Source organism: uncultured Microbulbifer sp. (assembly GCF_913055755.1).
Taxonomy (GTDB): domain Bacteria; phylum Pseudomonadota; class Gammaproteobacteria; order Pseudomonadales; family Cellvibrionaceae; genus Microbulbifer.
The window spans coordinates 1-18,991 of sequence record NZ_CAJXKH010000076.1; the positions used below are offsets into that span (position 1 = coordinate 1).

General features: G+C 62.9%; 19 protein-coding genes. 8 read left to right on the forward strand and 11 right to left on the reverse strand.

Features of this window, described 5'->3' with window-relative positions; all coding sequences use genetic code 11:
- Positions 1 to 161 precede the first annotated feature (161 nt).
- From QZ511_RS12525 to QZ511_RS12570, 10 genes are all read right to left on the reverse strand, one after another.
- A complete protein-coding gene (locus QZ511_RS12525) occupies positions 162 to 560 on the reverse strand; it encodes a CidA/LrgA family protein (protein ID WP_295802850.1) in 399 nt (132 codons plus the stop codon).
- A 13-nt stretch (positions 561 to 573) separates the two neighbouring features.
- The gene (locus tag QZ511_RS12530; protein ID WP_295802852.1) at positions 574 to 1,074 is read right to left on the reverse strand and encodes a disulfide bond formation protein B; all 501 of its coding nucleotides are present in this window, start codon (positions 1,072 to 1,074) and stop codon (positions 574 to 576) included.
- 18 nt (positions 1,075 to 1,092) lie between these two features.
- Positions 1,093 to 1,686, reverse strand: a complete 594-nt coding sequence (locus QZ511_RS12535; protein WP_295802854.1) for an ACP phosphodiesterase — start codon at positions 1,684 to 1,686, stop codon at positions 1,093 to 1,095.
- A gap of 156 nt (positions 1,687 to 1,842) precedes the next feature.
- Positions 1,843 to 3,432 (reverse strand): glutamate--cysteine ligase, encoded by a 1,590-nt coding sequence (gene gshA / locus QZ511_RS12540; RefSeq protein ID WP_295802855.1) that lies wholly within the window; start codon positions 3,430 to 3,432, stop codon positions 1,843 to 1,845.
- 107 nt (positions 3,433 to 3,539) lie between these two features.
- Positions 3,540 to 4,001: a hypothetical protein gene (locus QZ511_RS12545; RefSeq protein ID WP_295802857.1), complete on the reverse strand. Its 462-nt coding sequence runs from the start codon at positions 3,999 to 4,001 to the stop codon at positions 3,540 to 3,542.
- A gap of 255 nt (positions 4,002 to 4,256) precedes the next feature.
- A complete protein-coding gene (locus QZ511_RS12550; protein ID WP_295802858.1) occupies positions 4,257 to 5,510 on the reverse strand; it encodes a malic enzyme-like NAD(P)-binding protein in 1,254 nt (417 codons plus the stop codon).
- A 138-nt stretch (positions 5,511 to 5,648) separates the two neighbouring features.
- A complete protein-coding gene (locus QZ511_RS12555; RefSeq protein ID WP_295802860.1) occupies positions 5,649 to 6,467 on the reverse strand; it encodes a thermonuclease family protein in 819 nt (272 codons plus the stop codon).
- A 32-nt stretch (positions 6,468 to 6,499) separates the two neighbouring features.
- On the reverse strand, positions 6,500 to 6,712 hold the full coding sequence (gene rpmE / locus QZ511_RS12560; RefSeq protein WP_295802862.1) for a 50S ribosomal protein L31: 213 nt from the start codon (positions 6,710 to 6,712) through the stop codon (positions 6,500 to 6,502).
- A 155-nt stretch (positions 6,713 to 6,867) separates the two neighbouring features.
- Positions 6,868 to 7,173: a transcriptional regulator gene (locus QZ511_RS12565; protein ID WP_295802864.1), complete on the reverse strand. Its 306-nt coding sequence runs from the start codon at positions 7,171 to 7,173 to the stop codon at positions 6,868 to 6,870.
- Positions 7,170 to 7,748 carry a hypothetical protein gene (locus tag QZ511_RS12570; protein WP_295802866.1) on the reverse strand — a complete coding sequence of 193 codons (579 nt, stop codon included), beginning with the start codon at positions 7,746 to 7,748 and terminating at the stop codon, positions 7,170 to 7,172. Before QZ511_RS12570 ends, QZ511_RS12565 begins: the two co-directional genes overlap by 4 nt.
- Before the next feature lie 270 nt (positions 7,749 to 8,018).
- On the opposite strand from QZ511_RS12570, the gene QZ511_RS12575 reads away from it, so the two are divergent.
- Positions 8,019 to 10,232, forward strand: a complete 2,214-nt coding sequence (locus QZ511_RS12575) for a primosomal protein N' (protein WP_295802868.1) — start codon at positions 8,019 to 8,021, stop codon at positions 10,230 to 10,232.
- A 99-nt stretch (positions 10,233 to 10,331) separates the two neighbouring features.
- Positions 10,332 to 10,898 carry an SPOR domain-containing protein gene (locus tag QZ511_RS12580; protein ID WP_295802870.1) on the forward strand — a complete coding sequence of 189 codons (567 nt, stop codon included), beginning with the start codon at positions 10,332 to 10,334 and terminating at the stop codon, positions 10,896 to 10,898.
- A gap of 176 nt (positions 10,899 to 11,074) precedes the next feature.
- Here the strand turns inward: QZ511_RS12580 and QZ511_RS12585 are convergent, their stop codons facing one another.
- A complete protein-coding gene (locus tag QZ511_RS12585) occupies positions 11,075 to 11,308 on the reverse strand; it encodes a DUF2798 domain-containing protein (RefSeq protein WP_295802872.1) in 234 nt (77 codons plus the stop codon).
- Positions 11,309 to 11,424: 116 nt separating this feature from the next.
- Here QZ511_RS12585 and hslV point away from each other — a divergent pair, with 116 nt between their 5' ends.
- From hslV to QZ511_RS12615, 6 genes are all read left to right on the forward strand, one after another.
- Entirely contained in the window at positions 11,425 to 11,964 is a 540-nt protein-coding gene (hslV, locus tag QZ511_RS12590) for an ATP-dependent protease subunit HslV (RefSeq protein ID WP_295802874.1), read from the forward strand.
- A gap of 211 nt (positions 11,965 to 12,175) precedes the next feature.
- Positions 12,176 to 13,489, forward strand: a complete 1,314-nt coding sequence (hslU, locus tag QZ511_RS12595) for an ATP-dependent protease ATPase subunit HslU (protein ID WP_295802876.1) — start codon at positions 12,176 to 12,178, stop codon at positions 13,487 to 13,489.
- A 45-nt stretch (positions 13,490 to 13,534) separates the two neighbouring features.
- Positions 13,535 to 13,912, forward strand: a complete 378-nt coding sequence (locus QZ511_RS12600; RefSeq protein ID WP_295802878.1) for a DUF971 domain-containing protein — start codon at positions 13,535 to 13,537, stop codon at positions 13,910 to 13,912.
- Positions 13,913 to 14,084: 172 nt separating this feature from the next.
- A complete protein-coding gene (locus QZ511_RS12605; protein WP_295802880.1) occupies positions 14,085 to 15,944 on the forward strand; it encodes an alkaline phosphatase PhoX in 1,860 nt (619 codons plus the stop codon).
- A 76-nt stretch (positions 15,945 to 16,020) separates the two neighbouring features.
- Positions 16,021 to 17,700, forward strand: coding sequence for a hypothetical protein (locus QZ511_RS12610; protein ID WP_295802882.1), 1,680 nt, complete (start codon positions 16,021 to 16,023; stop codon positions 17,698 to 17,700).
- 84 nt (positions 17,701 to 17,784) lie between these two features.
- Positions 17,785 to 18,991 (forward strand): alkaline phosphatase (locus QZ511_RS12615; protein ID WP_295802885.1); only part of this gene is annotated, 1,207 nt, incomplete at its 3' end.

Here is an 18,991-nt window from a genome sequence, read left to right on the forward strand (position 1 = left end):
CCACCGGGTGCAACAGCGGGCTGCCGACGCGGCGATAGATCTTCAGGCCGATCCAGAAACCGAGAATATTCAGTGGCAGCACCACCAGCGGATGTGCGCCGGATAGTGGCTGCAGGAAATCACCCGCGACCTGCTGCAGCTGGTCGAGCCAGCGTTGCCATTCACTCCCCACGGGTATTCTCCCTCTGCCGGGATGCGGCACGCTGGATAAGGCGGTTCAGCAGCAGTGCGGTGAGGGTGAAACTGACCAGGGTGCCGATCACCATGGCGGTAATCAGTGCGAGCCAGTCGCCGCCGGAGAGGTCGCGCAGGAAGTAGATGCCGACAGTCGCGGGCAGGAAGATGAGCACCAGCAGGCGCAGTACCTGTTCGGCGACCTCAGCGAGTCCGCGGGGGACGCGGCCATAGAGCATCAGTGCCAGCAGCAGGAGCAGCATGCCCAGCACCGGGCCAGGGACCGGCAGCGCGAAGGCGGCGACCAGGGAGCGGCCGGCCAGGTCGAAGGCCAGCAGCAGGCCGGCCCCCAGTAGCCAGCGGGGGGCTTTGCGCAGGAGCGCCATGGGAAAAGTCGAATCAGTGTTTGCGGAACGCTTGCCAGGCGCCGAACAGGATCAGTCCCACAAAGCCCACCGCGGCCCAGCCGGCGATGGACAGGCCGAGCATGGTCCACTGTACTTCGGCGCAGTTGCCGTCGCCGGTGAGCAGGGTGCGAATCACTTCGGACATGGGGAAAACTTCCACCATGTAGGTGATGCCGGGGCCGCAGGCGGGTACCTGGTCGGCGGGCAGGCTCTGCAGCCACAGCTGGCGGCCGGCGAAGTAGAGGCCGCCGAGGGCAAACAGTGCAACCAGCAGGCCGTAGATACGGCGGCCGATATTGCTGGGGTTGCTGGGGTTGTGCAGGAACGCGATCAGGGAGACCAGGCCGACGCCGAGGAACATGACGCGCTGGGTTATACACAGGGGGCAGGGTTCCAGGCCTTTGGCGTATTCCAGATAGAACGCGGCGCCGAGTACGAAGGCGACGGCGAGAAACATCAGCAGGAAGGTAGTGCGCGGGTTGGGCAGTGTCATGTAGTTATTTTCCGTGGCTTACTTTCGGAAATATTGCTGCCGGAACAGTGCGGCCTGTTGCGACAAATCGGTAAACAGCGCGTGAAAGTCCTGTTCCAGTGCGGTGGTGTCGGCCTCGAACAGGGGCACCATGTCCGCGAGGGGCTGGGGCCGTTTGAGGCGGGCGCCCACCCGCTCGAGGGTGCGCTGGATGATGGCTACTTCGCGGTAGCCGGGCAGCAGTTTAAATTGCTCGGCGCGCTGAATAAATGCCTTTGCGTTTTCCGGGATCCAGGTTTCACGCTGATGGAAGTTGGACCAGCAGGTGTCGACGAAGGTTTCGAGGGGTTGTGTATGCCACTGGTGCCAGTGTTGTGCGAGCAGGTGGTCGAACCAGATATCGAGGCCGATGCCGCCGAGGCGGCGCCACTGGGGGCCGAGTCGGGTGAGTGCGTTGAGGTAGGCGGGGTGACGGTCGCTCAGCAGGTCGATGCGCCGGTGCAGTCTGATACCGGCCTCGATGGACTCGGGGCGCTCGCCCTTGAGCGGCCCCTTGACGAAATCCCCCAGCAGTCCGCCCAGTTGCCAGTCCGGGTCGGGGCCTGAGAGCAACAGGTGCGCGAGGTAGTTCATATCGGTGCTGTTCCAGCGAGCTATGTGGCGGCGCCGCTACCGGGTATGGTTTTGCGAGACACGCCGTGAACCCGTCCCTGGGGGCTCTGCACCGCCATCCCTGGCGGTGAAGGTCTCGCAAAACCATACCCGGTATCGCCACCTTCGCTTTGTAGCTTAGAGGTCTCTCTGACAGAAGGTGTACTGGGCGTAGTACTTGCCGAGAAAGTCCTCAAACGTACCTTTATCCGCCTCTTCCACCTGCTGTTGCGCCTGCAGGGATTCTTCTGCGAGGCGGGTAAACTCCGCCTGTTCGGCGTCGTCCAGGGGGCGTTCGAGGAAGTAGCGGCGGTGCTGCTCCGCCTTGTCCTGGGCCCACTGGAAGAAGGTCTGCTGTTTGTCGTGCATTTCCGCCAGTATCTGCGCCGCCGGGGTGGCGATCTTGCCGGCGATCTTGTCGCGCTGGATTTCCACTGCGCGTCGGTAGTCCTTTTCGTTCCAGGCCTGGTCCAGCAGCTCCGCCATCGGCTGCATCTGGTCGAGGAGCTCTGTGGCCCAGTCGGTGAGTTTGCGCTCACTGCCGTTGTGAATCAGTTGCAGTTCCGGGTCGCGGCCGCGATAGACGATGCGCGCCTGGTTTTCCTGGATGGCGCGGTAGTCGGCGTCGTCTGTCATCGGGCTGTCGGTGAGCAGGCAGTGCAGCAGGAAGCTGTCGAGGAAGCGCATCTGTGAGGCTTCGATGCCCAGCGGTACGAAGGGGTTCAGGTCGAGGCAGCGCACTTCGATGTATTCCACGCCGCGGGCGTCCAGCGCGGACAGTGCGGTTTCGCCCATACCGGCGGGGTTCTTCGGCCGGATCGGGGAGTAGAACTCGTTTTCAATCTGCAGCAGTCCGGTGGACAGCTGCTGGTAGTCGCCGTTGGCATCTTTCACGCCCAGCTCGTGATAGGGCGGATAGGGTTTGCTGATGGCGGCGCACAGGGTCGACAGGTAGCTCGGCAGGTCGTTGTAACAGACGATCAGGGATTTCTGCGCGTCGCTGGTGTAGCCGAGGTCGCCCATGCGCAGGGAGGTGGCCTGGGGAGCGTAGAGGCTGCGGCCGTCGCCGTCGAATGACTGCAGCTTGTGCTCGCGATCCTGCACGAAGGTGCCGCACACCGCCGGCGCGGCGCCGAACAGGTAGATCAGCAGCCAGTAGTGGCGGCGGAAATTGCGGATCAGGTCGAAGTAGCGGCGGGTCTTGAAGTCGCCTAGTGTTTCGTCGCTGCCTTCCTTCTGCTGCAGCCAGCGCCAGAATTCGTCCGGCAGCGAGAAGTTGTAGTGGATACCGGCGATGGTCTGCATCGCGCGACCGTAGCGCAGCCCGAGACCCAGGCGGTAGATGGTCTTCATGGTGCCGCTGTGGGATTTGCCGTAGCGGGCCACGGGGATGTCTCTGTCCTTGCCGATACGGCCGGGCATGCTGTTGACCCACAGGCGCTCGTCGCCGATCTGGCTGTAGGTGTAGCGGTGGATCTGGTCGAGGGCTTCCAGGGCGCTCTCGGGAGTTGCCAGCGGCGGGGTGATGAATTCCAGCAGCGCTTCGGCGAAATCGGTGGTGATGCAGTCGTGGGTCAGGGCGGAACCGAGGCCCAGGGGGTGGTCGGTCTGCGCCAGCTCGCCTTTCGGGGTCACCCGCAGGCTCTCTTTCTCGATACCGCGGCGAATACCTTTGAGCAGCGCCAAAGGTTCCGGCTGGGCCAGTTCGGCCAGGTTGAATGTGGGCACTCGATTCTCCTGTGAGCAGCCGGTTTGCAGTCAGCCCAATATGGGGCCGCTTGCGGATCTATCAACCTCTCGGGCGTTGAAGCGTCTCATCCCAGACCTCTGCGGGGTCAGGACTGGGGGATTCCGAGGGCAGATTCCGGCGGCTGGTCGGGTTCGATTTCCGGGGTGTCGCCGGGGTACTGGTCCGGATTCACTTCCGGCTGCGGGTCCGGCTCCACTTCGGGCGCCGGTTGCGGGTCGGCTTCCGGATTGTGTTCCGGCGGTGTCTCGCTGGGGGACGGCTGCGGCAGCTCGTCGGGATCCCCCGCGGTGTCGCTTGCCTGGCTCTCCAGCGGCGTTTCGCTGAGGGCATCCTCCGGCACCAGGGGCTGGCGCTTGGGATCCAGCTCGCATTCCAGCAGCTCGATGCGCAGGGTGACGTCGCGAGTATTGGCCTCGAACATCTGGTTGATGGCGACGTCCTTGAATTCACTGCGGAACAGTTTGCTGTTCTCGCGGCCGTCGATCCATTCGTTGCTTTTGCTTAAAAACTGCTGGTGCTGGTTGGTCAGCACATAGACGTGACTCATGCGGGGGAACATCGTTGCTCAGACATGAGGGGCAGTTTAGCGGGGGGTGGGGGGAGGCTCAAGGATGAGGGGGAAAGGCAGCATTGTTTACGAAGAAGTGCAGTGGCGGTGCCGCTACCGGGTGCAGCCTTGTGAGACACGCCGTGAACCCATCCCTGGGGGCTCTGCAGCGCCATCCATGGCGCTGAAGGTCTCACAAGGCTGCACCCGGTATCGGCACCTTCGCAGCAAATGTGGAGCGGTAATCAGCGAGAGTTACAACGCCTTCAGCGGATAGTGCGCCGGATACGGCAGGCGCGCGGAACCGCTGTCCACTGCCGCGCGGGCAACGGCCGAGGCCACTTCCGGCAACAGGCGCGGGTCCGTGGGTTTCGGCAGGATGTACTCCGAGCCGAAGCGCATTTCCACACCGCCATAGCCCGCGCGCACTTCCTCCGGCACCGGCTGGTGGGCCAGCTTGCGGATCGCCTCGACTGCCGCCAGCTTCATGTCTTCGTTGATGCGGGTGGCGCGCACGTCCAGTGCGCCGCGGAAAATGAACGGGAAGCACAGCACGTTGTTGACCTGGTTCGGGTAATCCGAGCGTCCGGTGGCCATGATCAGGTCATCGCGCACACTGTGGGCCAGCTCCGGGCTGATCTCCGGGTTGGGATTGGAGCAGGCGAACACCACCGGCCGTTCCGCCATGCGCTTCAGCTGTTCTGCGGAAAGCAGGTCCGGTCCGGACACGCCGAGGAACACATCGGCGCCCTCGATGGCGTCATCCAGGGTGCGCATTTCGGTATCCCGCGCCCATTCGCCCTTGAAGGCGTTGATATCGGTGCGCCCGGCGTGGATCACGCCGCGGCTGTCGAGCATGGTGATCTGCTCTTTTCGGGCACCCGCCGCCAGCAGCAGCTTGCAGCAGGCGGTGGCGGCGGCACCGGCGCCGAGGCACACGATGCGCACGTCGGCGATCTTCTTGCCCTGGACTTCCAGCGCGTTGAGCATGCCGGCGACGGTGACAATGGCGGTGCCGTGCTGGTCGTCGTGAAACACTGGCACCGAGCAGCGCTCGATCAACGCTTCTTCAATGTGGAAGCACTCTGGCGCCTTGATGTCTTCCAGGTTGATGCCGCCGAAGGTATTGGCAATGGCGGCCACGGTCTCGATGAACCGCTCCGGGCTCGCGCACTCCACCTCGATATCCACCGAGTTGATATCCGCAAAGCGCTTGAACAGCAGGGACTTGCCCTCCATCACCGGCTTGGACGCCAGCGGCCCCAGGTTGCCGAGACCGAGAATGGCGCTGCCATTGGAGATGACTGCCACCAGGTTGCCCTTGCCGGTGTACAGGTAGGCGGCTTCCGGATCCTTGGCGATTTCGCGTACCGGTTCGGCGACGCCGGGGCTGTAGGCCAGGGACAGGTCTTCCTGGGTCTGGGCGGGGGTTGTGAGCTCCACCGAAAGTTTGCCCGGTGTCGGCAAGGCGTGGTATTCGAGCGCTGCCTGGCGCAAGGAGTCGGTCATCAGGTTCTCATCTCTTCAAGTCTGGCGCGTGTGGCCGGATTAGCCGCCGGCATTCTGCGGCCGGTGGCGAATTACTGCGGGGCGCGAAGAATAGCGAGGCGACCGGAAATTCACAAGTGCAAAAACTGATCGATCGAGTTAATTCCTACTAATTTCTATGGTGAATTTAGAGTCAACCGCAATAAACCAACGCTTATTTTGCGGGTGTCGAGATAAATATTTCGCTCCCCGGTCCACCAGCCAGCCTTTCACTTCTATTTTGCGCCCTTGCCAATCGCGCCGGTCTGTGTGGCCATAATCCCACCCCGGGTCCAGTCGCACCGCTACCGGGCCGTCCAGCTCCAGCCACAGGAAGCGGTTGCGGTCCACTCTCTCCACTCGCCCCGACAGGCGCACGAAACCACCGTCCCCGGGGCGTACCGCAGATGCGCGCAGTACCGGCCAGACGCCGTTGGCCCAGACACCGCGCCGGGCCCGCCGGGCCTCCTGTTCGCGGTTGGCGAGACACTCCGCCAGCGCCAGGTTGGGCGCCTTGACCACATGGAAAGCCAGCCCGGCGGCCAGCAGTGCCGACTCGAGGCTGTCGCCGCGCTGGTTGTAGACGTGGGCCAGGACTCGCCCGTGGTTGTCGCGGCGGTCGCGGTCGTAGACCAGTTCCAGGTCGCCGCCGGCGAGAAAGCGCCGGGTGAATTCCTTCGCCTCCTCCGCCAGGGGCTGTGCCTTGCGGTTGCGACGGCCCAGCTCCGGGGTATTGACGCCGATCAGTCGCACCCGGCGCCCGTCCCGCAACCGCAGGGTGTCGCCGTCGATCACCCGCTCCAGTGCCACCAGCTCGTCCGCGGCACCCAGTACACAGTCCGCCGCTACCGGCAGGGCGAATGTGGAGAGCAGTAAAATCAGGGCACAAAAAAAGGCACCGAGGGAAACCCTGGGTGCCTTTTCTGTCACCGGAAGCATGTTGGTCGCTCCGGTGCGCGCTGCGGCTGCAGTTACTTGGAAATGCGGCTGCCGAAACGCTTCTTGAAGCGGTCTACGCGGCCGCCGGTGCTGGCCTGCTTCTGCTTGCCGGTGTAGAACGGGTGGCAGTTGGAGCACACGTCCAGCTGCATGTCCTTGCCGAGAGTGGAACCCATTTTGAAGGTGTTGCCACAGGAGCAGGTCGCGGTAATTTCGCTGTAGTTCGGATGGATATCGGTCTTCATGATGGCCTCTGCTCGAAACCGCCACCCAGTCATTCGCTGAGCACGGGATCGTCGTTGGTTCAGGGGAGGATTCCCCGGGCTGTTTAAAAAGTCGGCGCATACTAATCAGATTAGCCCGGCGATTCAAGGGAAAAGTGGCGCTCCGCGGCGGCTGTTCAGTCGCTCCCCTGCGCACTATCGATGAGCGCGCGCAGGGCCGCCGTGTGGGTGTCCAGTGCCTTGCGCCCGTCGTCGCTCAGTTTGTACCAGGTAGTCGGCTTGCGCTCGACAAAGTCCCGGCGCAACTGGATATAGCCGTTTTCCTCCAGTTTGCGCAACTGCGCCCCCAGGTTGCCGTCGGTGGCCTGCATCTGGGCCTTGAGTCGCGCAAAGCTCAGTTCCGAGTGCTTTGCCAGCAGCACGCAGACGCCGAGGCGAATGCGATGCTCCAACAGCGGGTCGAGGCTCGCCAATGCCTTCATGCCTGTTCACCTGCCGCGCGCAGCGCTGCCCGGCGCGCGAATCCGGCCCAGAACAGCGAGATGCCGACAATCACCCCGGTAATGGACCAGGCGAATGGTGGCGCCAGCATCACCACCACACCGTAAGCGGCCAGCATCAGCAGTCCGCACCACAGCAGCGGGCGCTCCAGGTGCACCCCCGCCAGGCCGTAGGTAATGCCCGCCACCAGCAGGAAGTTGGCCGCGCCCGCCTGCGCCGGCAGGCGCCCGCTCAGCAGCGGCAGGAAGCAGAGTAAAAACGCGACACCTGCCAGCAGCCAGTGCAGGCCGTAGCGGCGGCCGAGGCTCGGATTATTGATGCCCTGGCGGCGGCTCTTGCGCGCGCCCAGCCACCAGCTGAACAGGCCGCCGCCGATGCCGGCAACCAGCCAGTAAATGCCGGCAAACCGGGGCGCGAAATCCGGCAGGATAAACCCGCATGCGATCAGGACGCCCCACAGAAAATAGAGTGCAGGCACGCCACCTGCGCAGGGATCCTCCCGCACGGCACTACTGATAAAGTCGAGATCGCTCCGCAATTTGTTCACGTCGGTCATGGTGTCGATTCCTTTTTTCCGTTCCTTTACCCGGTTCCTGCGCCCGGATGTATCGATTTTTTACATGTCCGGTGCCTTCCGGGGTTTAACTCTATTTCTTAGAGTTGGTGTTAGAGTACTTTAATTTTTAGAGTTTGCAAGTAGTGCACGGCAATTGCGGTGGAGTTCGCCGTCGGGGGCGTCGGTTCTGCACGGCTGTACCTGAGCGCCCGAGTCAGTACACTAGCGACCTTTTACGCGTATTTGTCACGATCAATTAAGGGGGTGCCGGTGGCGCAGGAGGGGTCTTCACGCGCAATTCTGAGGCTGGCCGTACCCGTGCCCCTGCGGCGCTTGTTCGACTACCTGCCGCCGCGAGGATTCACCGCCGCAGACTGCCGCCCGGGGCAACGCTTCTGGGTGCCGTTTGGCAACCGCAGCCTGGTGGCGGTGCTGGTGGATGTGGTGAGTGAATCGCCGCTGGCAGAACTGAAACCGGCGCTGGAGCGGATCGACAGCCAGCCCCTGTTCGACGAGCGCAGCCGGGCCTTCCTGCAGTGGGCCGCGGACTATTACCAGGCACCGGTGGGCGAGCTTTACGCCGCCGCACTGCCGGTGGCCCTGCGCAAGGGCAAGCCCGGCGATCACTGGGCGGAACAGTGGCTGGAGCTGACCACCGAGGGCAAGGGCCTGCCGGACACCGCGCTCGCCCGCGCCCCCAAACAACAGGCGCTGCTGCAGTTGCTGCTGCACAAGGGGCGCCAGAGCCGCACCCAGCTCAACGCCCGGGGGCTCAACAGTACGGTATGCAAGGCGCTGATCGATCGCGGCCTCGCGCGCTGGGTGAGTGGCCCCACCGCGCCGCCGCCGCTGGAAAGTGTCGAGCCCCGCTCCGCCCCGGAATTGAATGAGGAGCAGGCGCAGGTGATTGGCGCCGTGAATCCGGCCGGTTTCAGCGCCTCACTGCTGGAAGGTACCACCGGCAGCGGCAAGACCGAGGTCTACCTGCGGTTGATGGAGCGGGCACTGGCCGAGGGCAACCAGGCGCTGCTGCTGGTGCCGGAAATCGGCCTCACCCCCCAGACCCTGCGCCGCATTGCCGCGCGTTTTCCCGATTATCGTATCGCCGCCCTGCACTCCGGCCTCGCCGACGGCGAGCGCGCCCGCGCCTGGCTGTCGGCCGCCAGCGGTGTCGCGGATATCGTGATCGGCACCCGCTCCGCCATCTTTACCCCCCTGCCGCGGCTGGGGGTGATCCTGGTGGACGAGGAGCACGACGGCTCCTTCAAGCAGCAGGACGGCGTGCGCTATTCCGCTCGTGATTTGTCCGTGGTGCTGGCCAAGCGCACCGGGGTGCCGGTGCTGCTGGGCTCTGCCACGCCGTCGCTGGAAAGCCTGCACAATGCGCTCTCCGGCCGCTATCAGCACCTGCGCCTGCGCCACCGCGCCGGCAATGCGCGCCCGCCGCAGATCAGTCTGGTGCCCACATTGCACCAGCAGTTGCAGGAGGGATTCTCGTCCCAGGTGCTGCGCCATATCGGCGACACCCTGAAGCGCGGCGAGCAGGCGCTGGTGTTCATCAACCGCCGCGGTTTCGCCCCGGCGCTTACCTGCGACGACTGCGGCTGGCTGGCGGACTGCCCGCACTGCTCCAGCAAGCTCACCCTGCACCTGCGCCAGCGCCACCTGCGCTGTCACCACTGCGATTACCGCCAGCCAGCGGTCAATACCTGTCCCCAGTGCCACAGCCGCAACCTGAATGCCCTGGGGGCCGGCACCGAGCGCAGTGAGGACTTCCTTACCCACACCTTCAGTGATTTCCCGGTGATCCGCGTCGACCGCGACACCACCGCGAGCAAGCAGGCACTGGACCGGTTGCTGGAACCGGCGCGCAATGGCGAGCCCTGCCTGCTGCTGGGCACCCAGATGCTGGCCAAGGGCCACCACCTGCCGCGGGTCACCCTGGTGGTGATCCAGGACGCCGACGGCGGCCTGTTCAGCGCCGACTTCCGCGCCCCGGAGCGCATGGGCCAGCTGCTGGAACAGGTGGCCGGCCGCGCCGGCCGCGGCGACCTCCCCGGCCACGTGCTGGTGCAGAGCCGCTACCCCGAACACCCGCTGTTGCAGCTGTTGCTGAACAAGGGCTACGGCGCCTTTGCCCGCCAGCTGCTGGAAGAGCGTCAGCTCGCCCAGCTGCCACCGATCTACGCCATGGCACTGGTGCGCGCCGAGTGCGAAGAGCCGCGCTGGGCGGAACAGTTCCTCGCCAACGCCCGCGACTACCTGCAGGCGCTGGCGCCGCCGTCTCCGCAGCTGCAATACCTGGGGCCGGTGCCGGCGCTGCTGGAGCGCAAGTCCGGTCGCTTCCGCTTCTACCTCCAGATCACCGCGGAAAAGCGCGGCCTGCTGCAGGGGTTGCTGGCGCGTTTTACCCAGTGGGCGGAAAGCAACAAGAACCGCCGCCTGCGCTGGGCGGTGGATATGGACGCGCAGGAACTGTCGTAATCGGGTTTCCGCCGCAGATGCATAGAAGCCTGCGCGACCCGCCGAGAGGCGTTACAATTTCCCGTCCGCAAGATTCCAATAATCGAGAGAAGTCCGCCCATGAGCCGCCGCAACACCCGCCGCAAGCAATCCACCGGCAAGCCCGCCTGGGTCTGGTTTGTGCTCGGCAACTTTGTTGGCGGCTTCGCCGTATTCGTGTTCCTGCTCAACGACCTGAAAACCGAACAGGTCCGGACCGTCGCCAAACCCGGCAAGCCCGCGGCCGAGCAGGCCGCACCGGCGGATTCCAAGCCGCGGTTCGACTTCTACACCCTGCTGGAAGAAAACGAAGTCAAAGTGCCGAAGCCGAAAACCCAGAGCCGGGTGCGCGACAGCGGCAGCGACCAGGACCAAAAAGCCGTCGACCACAGCGACCCCACATCCAACCTGGTGTACATCCTCCAGGCCGCCAGTTTTCGCGAAAAGGCTGAAGCCGAACGCCTGCGCGCGCAGCTGATGCTCGCGAATCTGGATGTCAAAGTAGAAGCGGCCAGCGACAGCCGCGGCACCTGGCACCGGGTACTCGTCGGCCCCTATACCAGCCGCTCGAAGATGGCCAAGGCGCGGGAGATCCTCGCGGACCACCGGCTGATGCCGCTGGTACTGAAGCGCCCGGCGAAGGGGTAGGTTGCGGCAACTAGTGCAGTGGCGGTACCGCTACCGGGTGCAGCCTTGTGAGACACGCCGTGCACCCATCCCTGGGGGCTCTGCAAAAACATCCTGTTTTTGAAGGTCTCACAAGGCTGCACCCGGTATCGATACCTTCGCCCAGAGTTGGCCGCGAATTCCGAGCAATCGTGAGACTATTCAGTCTCAACCAGCTTGCGGGTAATCCAGTGCGCCGCCGGCGCGACCATCGACACCAGCGGAAAGGCAATCACCCAGGCCACCAGCCAGGCATGGAACCAGCGGGTCATAAAGCCCTCGCTCACCCCAGTATTCATCACCGTCACCACGCCCGACATCATCGCCGACATAAACAGCGACATGAACAAAGCGAAAACCAGCGTGTAATAACGGCGTTTCAAACGGGCCACGGGCGTCTCCAGGCAACTTCAGAAGAAGGCGCGGATTATATGCCCGCAAACTGCATGTTGAAATTCCGCCCTCGCGACCACACTTAGAGTTTCTGAATCCAAATCGAGAGGCACAAGTGGAACAGTATCGCGGAACAACCATTCTCTCCGTCCGCCGCGGCGGCAAAGTCGTCATCGGCGGTGACGGGCAGGTCTCCATGGGCAACACCATCATGAAAGGCAATGCCCGCAAAGTCCGCCGCCTCTACAACGACAAGGTCATCGCCGGATTTGCCGGCGGTACCGCCGACGCCTTCACCCTGTTCGAACGCTTCGAAGCCAAGCTCCAGGCCCACAACGGCCAGCTCACCCGCGCTGCCGTCGAACTCGCCAAAGACTGGCGCACCGACCGCGCCCTGCGCCGGCTGGAAGCCCTGCTCGCCGTCGCCGACGAAACCGCCAGCCTGATCGTCACCGGCAACGGCGACGTGATCCAGCCGGAAGACGACCTCATCGCCATCGGCTCCGGCGGCCCCTTCGCCCAGTCCGCCGCCCGCGCGCTGCTGGACAATACCGATATGGACGCGCGCAGCATCGTCGAACAGGGGCTGAAAATTGCCGGTGATATCTGTGTGTACACCAACCACAACAACACGATTGAAGAGCTGAATTACTGATCGCGACCAAGCGACGAAGCACAGCGCCCAGAATTGAAGGCCGGGTGCCGGGGGAAAGGTTTCGAAACCGTCGGCGACAGGACGTCGCCGCCGGAGCTTACAGGGATGTATTTACAGCGTTTTCGAAACCTTTCCCCCGGTGCGCGGCCGCCACCAGGCCCGCTTTAAAACTCGCGGTGGTGGAACAACCTGAAAGAATCCGAGTATTGTTATGTCCATGACCCCCAGAGAAATCGTCCACGAACTCGACCGCCATATCGTCGGCCAGAACGACGCCAAGCGCGCCGTCGCCATTGCCCTGCGCAACCGCTGGCGCCGCATGCAGGTGAGCGAGGAACTGCGCGCGGAAATCACCCCTAAAAATATTCTGATGATCGGCCCCACCGGCGTCGGCAAAACCGAAATCGCCCGGCGCCTCGCCAAACTCGCCAACGCCCCGTTTATCAAGGTCGAAGCCACCAAATTCACCGAAGTCGGCTACGTCGGCCGCGATGTGGAATCTATTGTTCGCGACCTGGTGGAAATGTCCATCAAACTCGAGCGAGAAAATGCCATGGATGGGGTCAAACAGCGTGCCATGGACGCCGCCGAAGAGCGCGTGCTCGACGCCCTGTTGCCCCCCGCCCGCTCCACCGAACCCGGCGAGCGCGATTCCAGTACCCGCCAGGTCTTCCGCAAAAAATTGCGCGAAGGCGAGCTCGACGACAAGGAAATCGAAATCGACGTCTCCGCCAGCCCCATGGGCGTCGAGATTATGGCGCCCCCTGGCATGGAAGAAATGACCAACCAGCTGCAGGGCATGTTCTCCAACATGTCCAAGGGCAAAACCCAGAAACGCAAGCTCACCGTCAAGCAGGCACTCAAGCAGCTCACCGACGACGAAGCGGTGAAACTGATCAACGACGAAGAAATCAAAACCCGCGCGATCCAGTCCGCGGAACAGAACGGCATCGTATTTCTCGACGAGATCGACAAGGTGGCCAAACGCCAGGAAAGCGGCGGTGCCGACGTGTCCCGCGAGGGCGTGCAGCGCGACCTGCTGCCGCTGATCGAAGGCTGCACCGTCACCACCAAATACGGCATGATCAAGACCGACCACATCCTGTTCATCGCCTCCGGTGCCTTCCACCTGTCCAAGCCCTCGGACCTGATTCCGGAACTGCAGGGGCGCCTGCCGATTCGTGTGGAACTGAGCTCGCTCACCTCCAACGATTTCCAGCGCATCCTCACCGAACCGTCCGCCTCGCTCACCGAGCAGCAAAAGGCGCTGATGAATACCGAAGGGGTGAATCTCGAATTTTCCGAAGACGGCATCCGCCGCATTGCGGAGGTTGCGTTCGAGGTCAACGAAACCACCGAAAATATCGGTGCCCGTCGCCTGCACACCGTGCTGGAAAGACTGCTGGAAGAAATTTCCTTTGCCGGCGGTGATGGTGAAACCAGTATCACCATCGACGCAGCCTATGTGGACAAGCAGCTGGGTGAGCTGAGCAAAGACGAAGATCTCTCCCGCTTTATTCTGTAATTAAATGAAGTGCGGGATGCGCAATCGTATCCCGCCAGATACCCGATGAATCCCCCGAAAAAAGTCCGACTCGAGAAAGCCGCAAAGCAACTCACCCTTGAATATGCGGATGGTGAATTTTCGCTGCCCGCAGAGTATCTGCGGGTGTATTCCCCCAGTGCCGAAGTGCGCGGCCACGGCGTCGGCGAGGGCAAGCTGGTCAGTGGAAAAATGCATGTGGGTATCGAGCGCGTCGCTGCCGCCGGCCGCTACGCGTTGCAGATATTTTTTGATGATGGCCACGATAGTGGCATCTATACCTGGGATTATCTGCGCGAACTCTGCGAGCAACAGGCAGAAAAATGGCAGGCATACCTGCAACGTTTGCAGAGCGAAGGCAAGGGCCGCGATCCGGATGAAAGCGCGGTAAAGTTTATCGGCTGAAGGGTAATTGGTACTCTGGTGCCATACAGCAGCATCCCGGTGTGAAGGATATCTACATTCACACAATCTTCACCAACACTTCATAAACGCCGACGGCTGTGTCACGCCGCTGTCACGCGCAGTCGTTTCAATCCCCGCTCCTAAAATAACTTTGAGTTGGGGGGCTTCTTAAATGATTCCGTTTTCCAAAACTCCGCTGGCGTTAAAGCTCGGCGTAATTCTTGCAGCCTTCGCGCTGATTCCCGCCTGCAGTGACGACAACAATCGCAACGATCCTCCCGTGGTGACTCCGGACCCCGCTCCGGGTGACGGCGGTGACGAAACACCGGAGCGCTCCCTGAGCTTTACCGGTGTACCCGCGCCGGCCAGCGACAGCGAAAAGCGCCAGATCCTCGCCGCGCCCTCGGTGGCAATCGATGGCGAAGAATACGAAATTGGTTTTCACACCCTGCTGCGTTCCGGCGACTCGGTAAACAGCAGCGTGGTATTTGGCCAGCTGGTGGATGCGGCCGGCCAGCCGCTGTACGGCGAAGATGGCATGCTCAAGGTGACCGATGCCAACGAGCACACTTCCCTGCTCCCCGTAGGTGATCGCTTGTTTTCCGTATCGCAGATGGAAACCCGTCCCGGCGCCATGTTCCTGATGGAGCTGGATCAGAATCCGGAAAGCGGAGAACTCTCCACCAAAGACCTGTGGCAGATCGACCAGTCCGGTGTGGACGGTGGCTGGGTACACTGTGCCGCATCCGTTACTCCGTGGAATGCGCACCTGGCATCCGAGGAATACGAGCCGGATGCGCGGGCACTGCCGACCCATGTCGAGGTTGAGGGTGATCGCTACTCTCGCACCATGCTGAGTTACTACGCCGATCCGTCGCAGTGGAACCCCTACTTCTACGGTTGGAATATCGAGATCAACGTGGCCGCCGAAGGCGATGCGGCACCGACCGCCGAGCTGACCAAACACTACGCCATGGGACGCCTGGCCTTCGAGCTGTCCTACGTTATGCCCGACAGCAAAACCGTATATATGACCGACGACGGCACCAATGTGGGTTTCTACATGTTCATCGCCGATACCGCCGGTGACCTCAGCGCCGGTACCGTATATGCGGCCAAGTGGAACCAGACCTCCGGCGAGGGCCTGGGTGCTGCGGACCTGGAATGGGTTTCCCTCGGCCACGCCAACGACGATGAGATCAATGTGGCGGTGCACGGTGGCGACGGTGTACCGGCAGTGACCTTCGACGACATTTTCGCAGTGGACGGTGAAGGCTGCGTGGAAACGGCCACCAATGGCAACAGCGAATGCCTGAGTGTGAAGCCCGGGATGGAAAAAATCGCCTCGCGCCTGGAAACCCGTCGCTACGCGGCACTGATGGGCGCCACCACCGAATTCCGCAAGGAGGAAGGTGTTACCTTCGATCCCGCTGCCAGCAAGTTGTATCTGGCGATGAGTCAAGTCGGCAAGGGCATGACCGATGGAACCGGTCATGTACAGATTGCCGAAGCCAATGCCTGTGGCGCGGTGTATCAGCTGGACGTGGCAACGGATAGTGAAATCGGATCCGATTATGTGGCCACGAATATGGGCGGCCTGATCGGGGGTATTGCACTGGATGACGAGAGCAAATACCCGGCCGACAGCCCCTTCGCCAGCTACAGCTGTGATGCAGACGCCATCGCCAACCCGGACAACGTCACCTTCATCACCGGCTACAACACCCTGATCATCGGCGAGGACACCGGCTCCGGGCACCAGAACGATGTGATCTGGTCCCTGAATCTGGACGAGGTCGATGCGGCGGATTCCACTGCCGGCCTGACCCGTATCCAGACCACCCCTTACGGTTCCGAGACCACCTCGCCCTACTGGTACCCGAACATCAACGGCTTCGGTTACCTGATGAGCGTGATCCAGCACCCGTACGGCGAATCCGATGGAGACCAGCTGGCACCGGGCTCCCTGGAGCACCGCGCCTACACCGGCTACGTGGGTCCCTTCCCGGCGATGGATGTGACTGCTGAATAAGCAGTTCACAGCGTCTCAAGCGAACCCCGGCAGGTTTCTGCCGGGGTTTTGTGTTTCCGATCATCGAGTCAGCCCCATGCGTGTAATTCTTCCGCTAACCGCGATCGCCATCGCCGCCCTGTCGGGGCATCTGTTCGGCGTCGACCAGGGTTCCGCCGCAGCGCCGCAAAACCTCGGCCGCCTGTACCTGTCGAATCCCACCGCGGCGACCCCGCCGCAGTGCTATACCAAAACCGAAAACACCACTGGCACCGCGAGCAATCCCTGCTACGTGTGCCACACCGACAGCCGCGCACCGAACTTCACCAACGATGTGGATCTGCAACTGGTGTACGACTTTGCCGCGCCGGCGCGGCACAACCGCTGGCACAACCTGTTCAAGGACCGGTCGGATTACCTGGCATCGGTCAGTGACGCGCAGATTCTCGAGTACGTGCGCGGGGGCAACTACCGCGCAACCGACGGCAGTATTCCGCTGGCGAAAAAGCTTACCGAAAACCTGCCGCCGCACTGGGACGGCAACCGCAATGGCCGCTGGGATGGCTATGTGCCGGACGCGGGGTTTGATTTTGACAGCGAGGGTTTCGACCGTACCAGCGACGGTGAGCTGAGTGGCTGGAGGGCCCTGGCCTACACCCCGTTTCCCGGCACCTTCTTCCCCTCCAACGGTTCCGCCGATGATGTGCTGATCCGCCTGCCGGAAATCTACCGCCATAACGCACAGGGCGACTACGACCGTACCGTGTACCGGGTAAACCTGGCGATCGTCGAGGCGCTGATCAAACGCCGCGATATCGCCATCGATACGGTGGATGAAGCGGCACTGGCGGTGGACCTGGACAAGGACGGCGAGCTCGCCACCGCCAACCAGGTTACCTACGACTGGGCGCCGCTCCAGCAGCGTTTTATGTCCTATGTTGGGCAGGCGCGCCTGGCGCAGGAAAAAGGCGAAGCACCGCTGTCCGCCGGCTCCTATCCATTGGGGACCGAATTCCTGCACAGCGTGCGCTACCTGGATGTAAAGCGAGACGGGCGGGTTGCCATGGCGCCCCGTATGAAGGAGCTGCGCTACGCGCGCAAGGTGCGCTGGGTGACTTATTTCCAGCACCGGGAACTGGCCGCCGGCGAACTCAAGGAAGCGCACGATTTCCCCGACCGTATCGAGCCGGTCGTGGGGGATATCGAGCGCGGCGTCAGCAACCGTCGTGGCTGGCGCTACAGCGGGTTTATCGAGGACCGGCACGGCGCAATGCGTCCGCAGTCCTACGAGGAACTGGCCACCTGCAGCGGTTGCCACGGCGCCATCGGTGCCAACGTCGATGGCAGTTTCGCCATGAGCCGCAAACTGGATGCGGCGGACGGTTTCCAGCGCGGCTGGTATCACTGGTCGCAGAAGCCCCTGGCAGGGCTGCCGGAACCCCGCCGTGAAGACGGCCAGGGCGAATACGCCTACTACCTGCAGCAGGTGGGCAATGCGGACGAGTACCGCGCAAACGCGGAGGTGCGCGCGCGCTTTTTTGCCGAGGACGGTAGCCTCAAGATCACAATGCTCGAGCGGCTGGCACAGGACATCAACGTGCTGATCATGCCATCCCGCCGCCGCGCGCTCGATCTGAACAAGGCCTACCGAGCGGTGGTGGAAGAGCAGAGCTATCGCGAGGGCCGGGATGCGGTTGTGTCACCGCGGCAGAACCTGCTGCGGCAGGTGGCCGAGGGACAGGAGACCGGGGTACAGCAGGTGTCATCCTATTTCTGACCGAGGAAAGTTCGTCGCGGCCGTCACGGTTCTGTAATATCCCCGCTATCTAATTGGCGCGTTTCTAATTTTGGGGGTAACAGAATGATTCCGAAAACACTCGCCGCTGCGCTCTCCACGCTGGCACTGCTCGCTACCGCGAACAGTTACGCCGATGATCAGCAGGGGCTGGCTGCCGGCCAGCAGTCCAGCCACTGGTACAAAGACGCCGCGCAGGCGCTGCAGCGCGCGGCGGAGCGACCGATCAACAACCAGCGCGGGGCTGCGAAGAACATCATTCTGTTTGTGGGCGACGGCATGGGCATTTCCACCGTCACCGCCGCGCGTATTCTCGCCGGCCAGCAGCTGGGCCAGACCGGCGAAGAGTACCAGCTCAGTTTTGAAAAAATGCCCTTTGTCGGCCTGATCAAAACCTACAACACCAACCAGCAGACGCCGGATTCCGCCGGTACCGCCACCGCCATGGTCACCGGAGTGAAAACCAAGGCCGGTTTTATCAGCGTGGATGAGAGCGTCGCCCGTGGCGATTGCCCCGCGAGCCTCAAGCACGGCCTGACCACGGCACTGGAGCTGGCGGAAGCCCGGGGCAAGCGCACCGGCATCATCAGCACCGCGCGCATTACCCACGCCACCCCGGCGACGACCTACGCCAAGGTGCCGGAGCGCGACTGGGAGTACCAGGCCCCCGCGGGCTGTCGCGACATCGCCGCGCAGCTGGTGGAAATGCCGGTTGGCGATGGTATCGACGTGATCCTGGGCGGCGGCCGCCGCGGCTTCCTGCCGACGGATATGACCGACCTGGAGGGGGTTCCCGGCAAGCGCGAAGACGGCCGCAACCTGGTGCAGGAGTGGCAGCAGCGTTACGGCAAAAACGGCGTGTATATCGAAGATCGGTCCGGTTTCGACAGGCTCGACATCAAGTCTACCGACAAGCTGCTGGGCCTGTTTCAGCCCTCGCACATGCGCTATGAATCGGACCGCGCGAACGACAAGGCCGGCGAGCCGTCCCTCAGCGAGATGACCGCCAAGGGCCTGGAGCTGGTGCAGAAAGGTAGCGACGGTTATTTCATGCTGGTCGAGGGCGGTCGTATCGACCACGGTCACCACGCCGGCAACGCCTACAATGCGCTGCACGACGCGGTGGAATTCGCCAAGGCGGTACAGGTGGCAATGGACAACACCGACCCGCGGGAAACCCTGATAATCGTCACCGCCGATCACAGTCACACCTTCACCATCGCCGGCTACCCCACCCGCGGTAACCCCATCCTCGGCAAGGTGGTGGGCAACG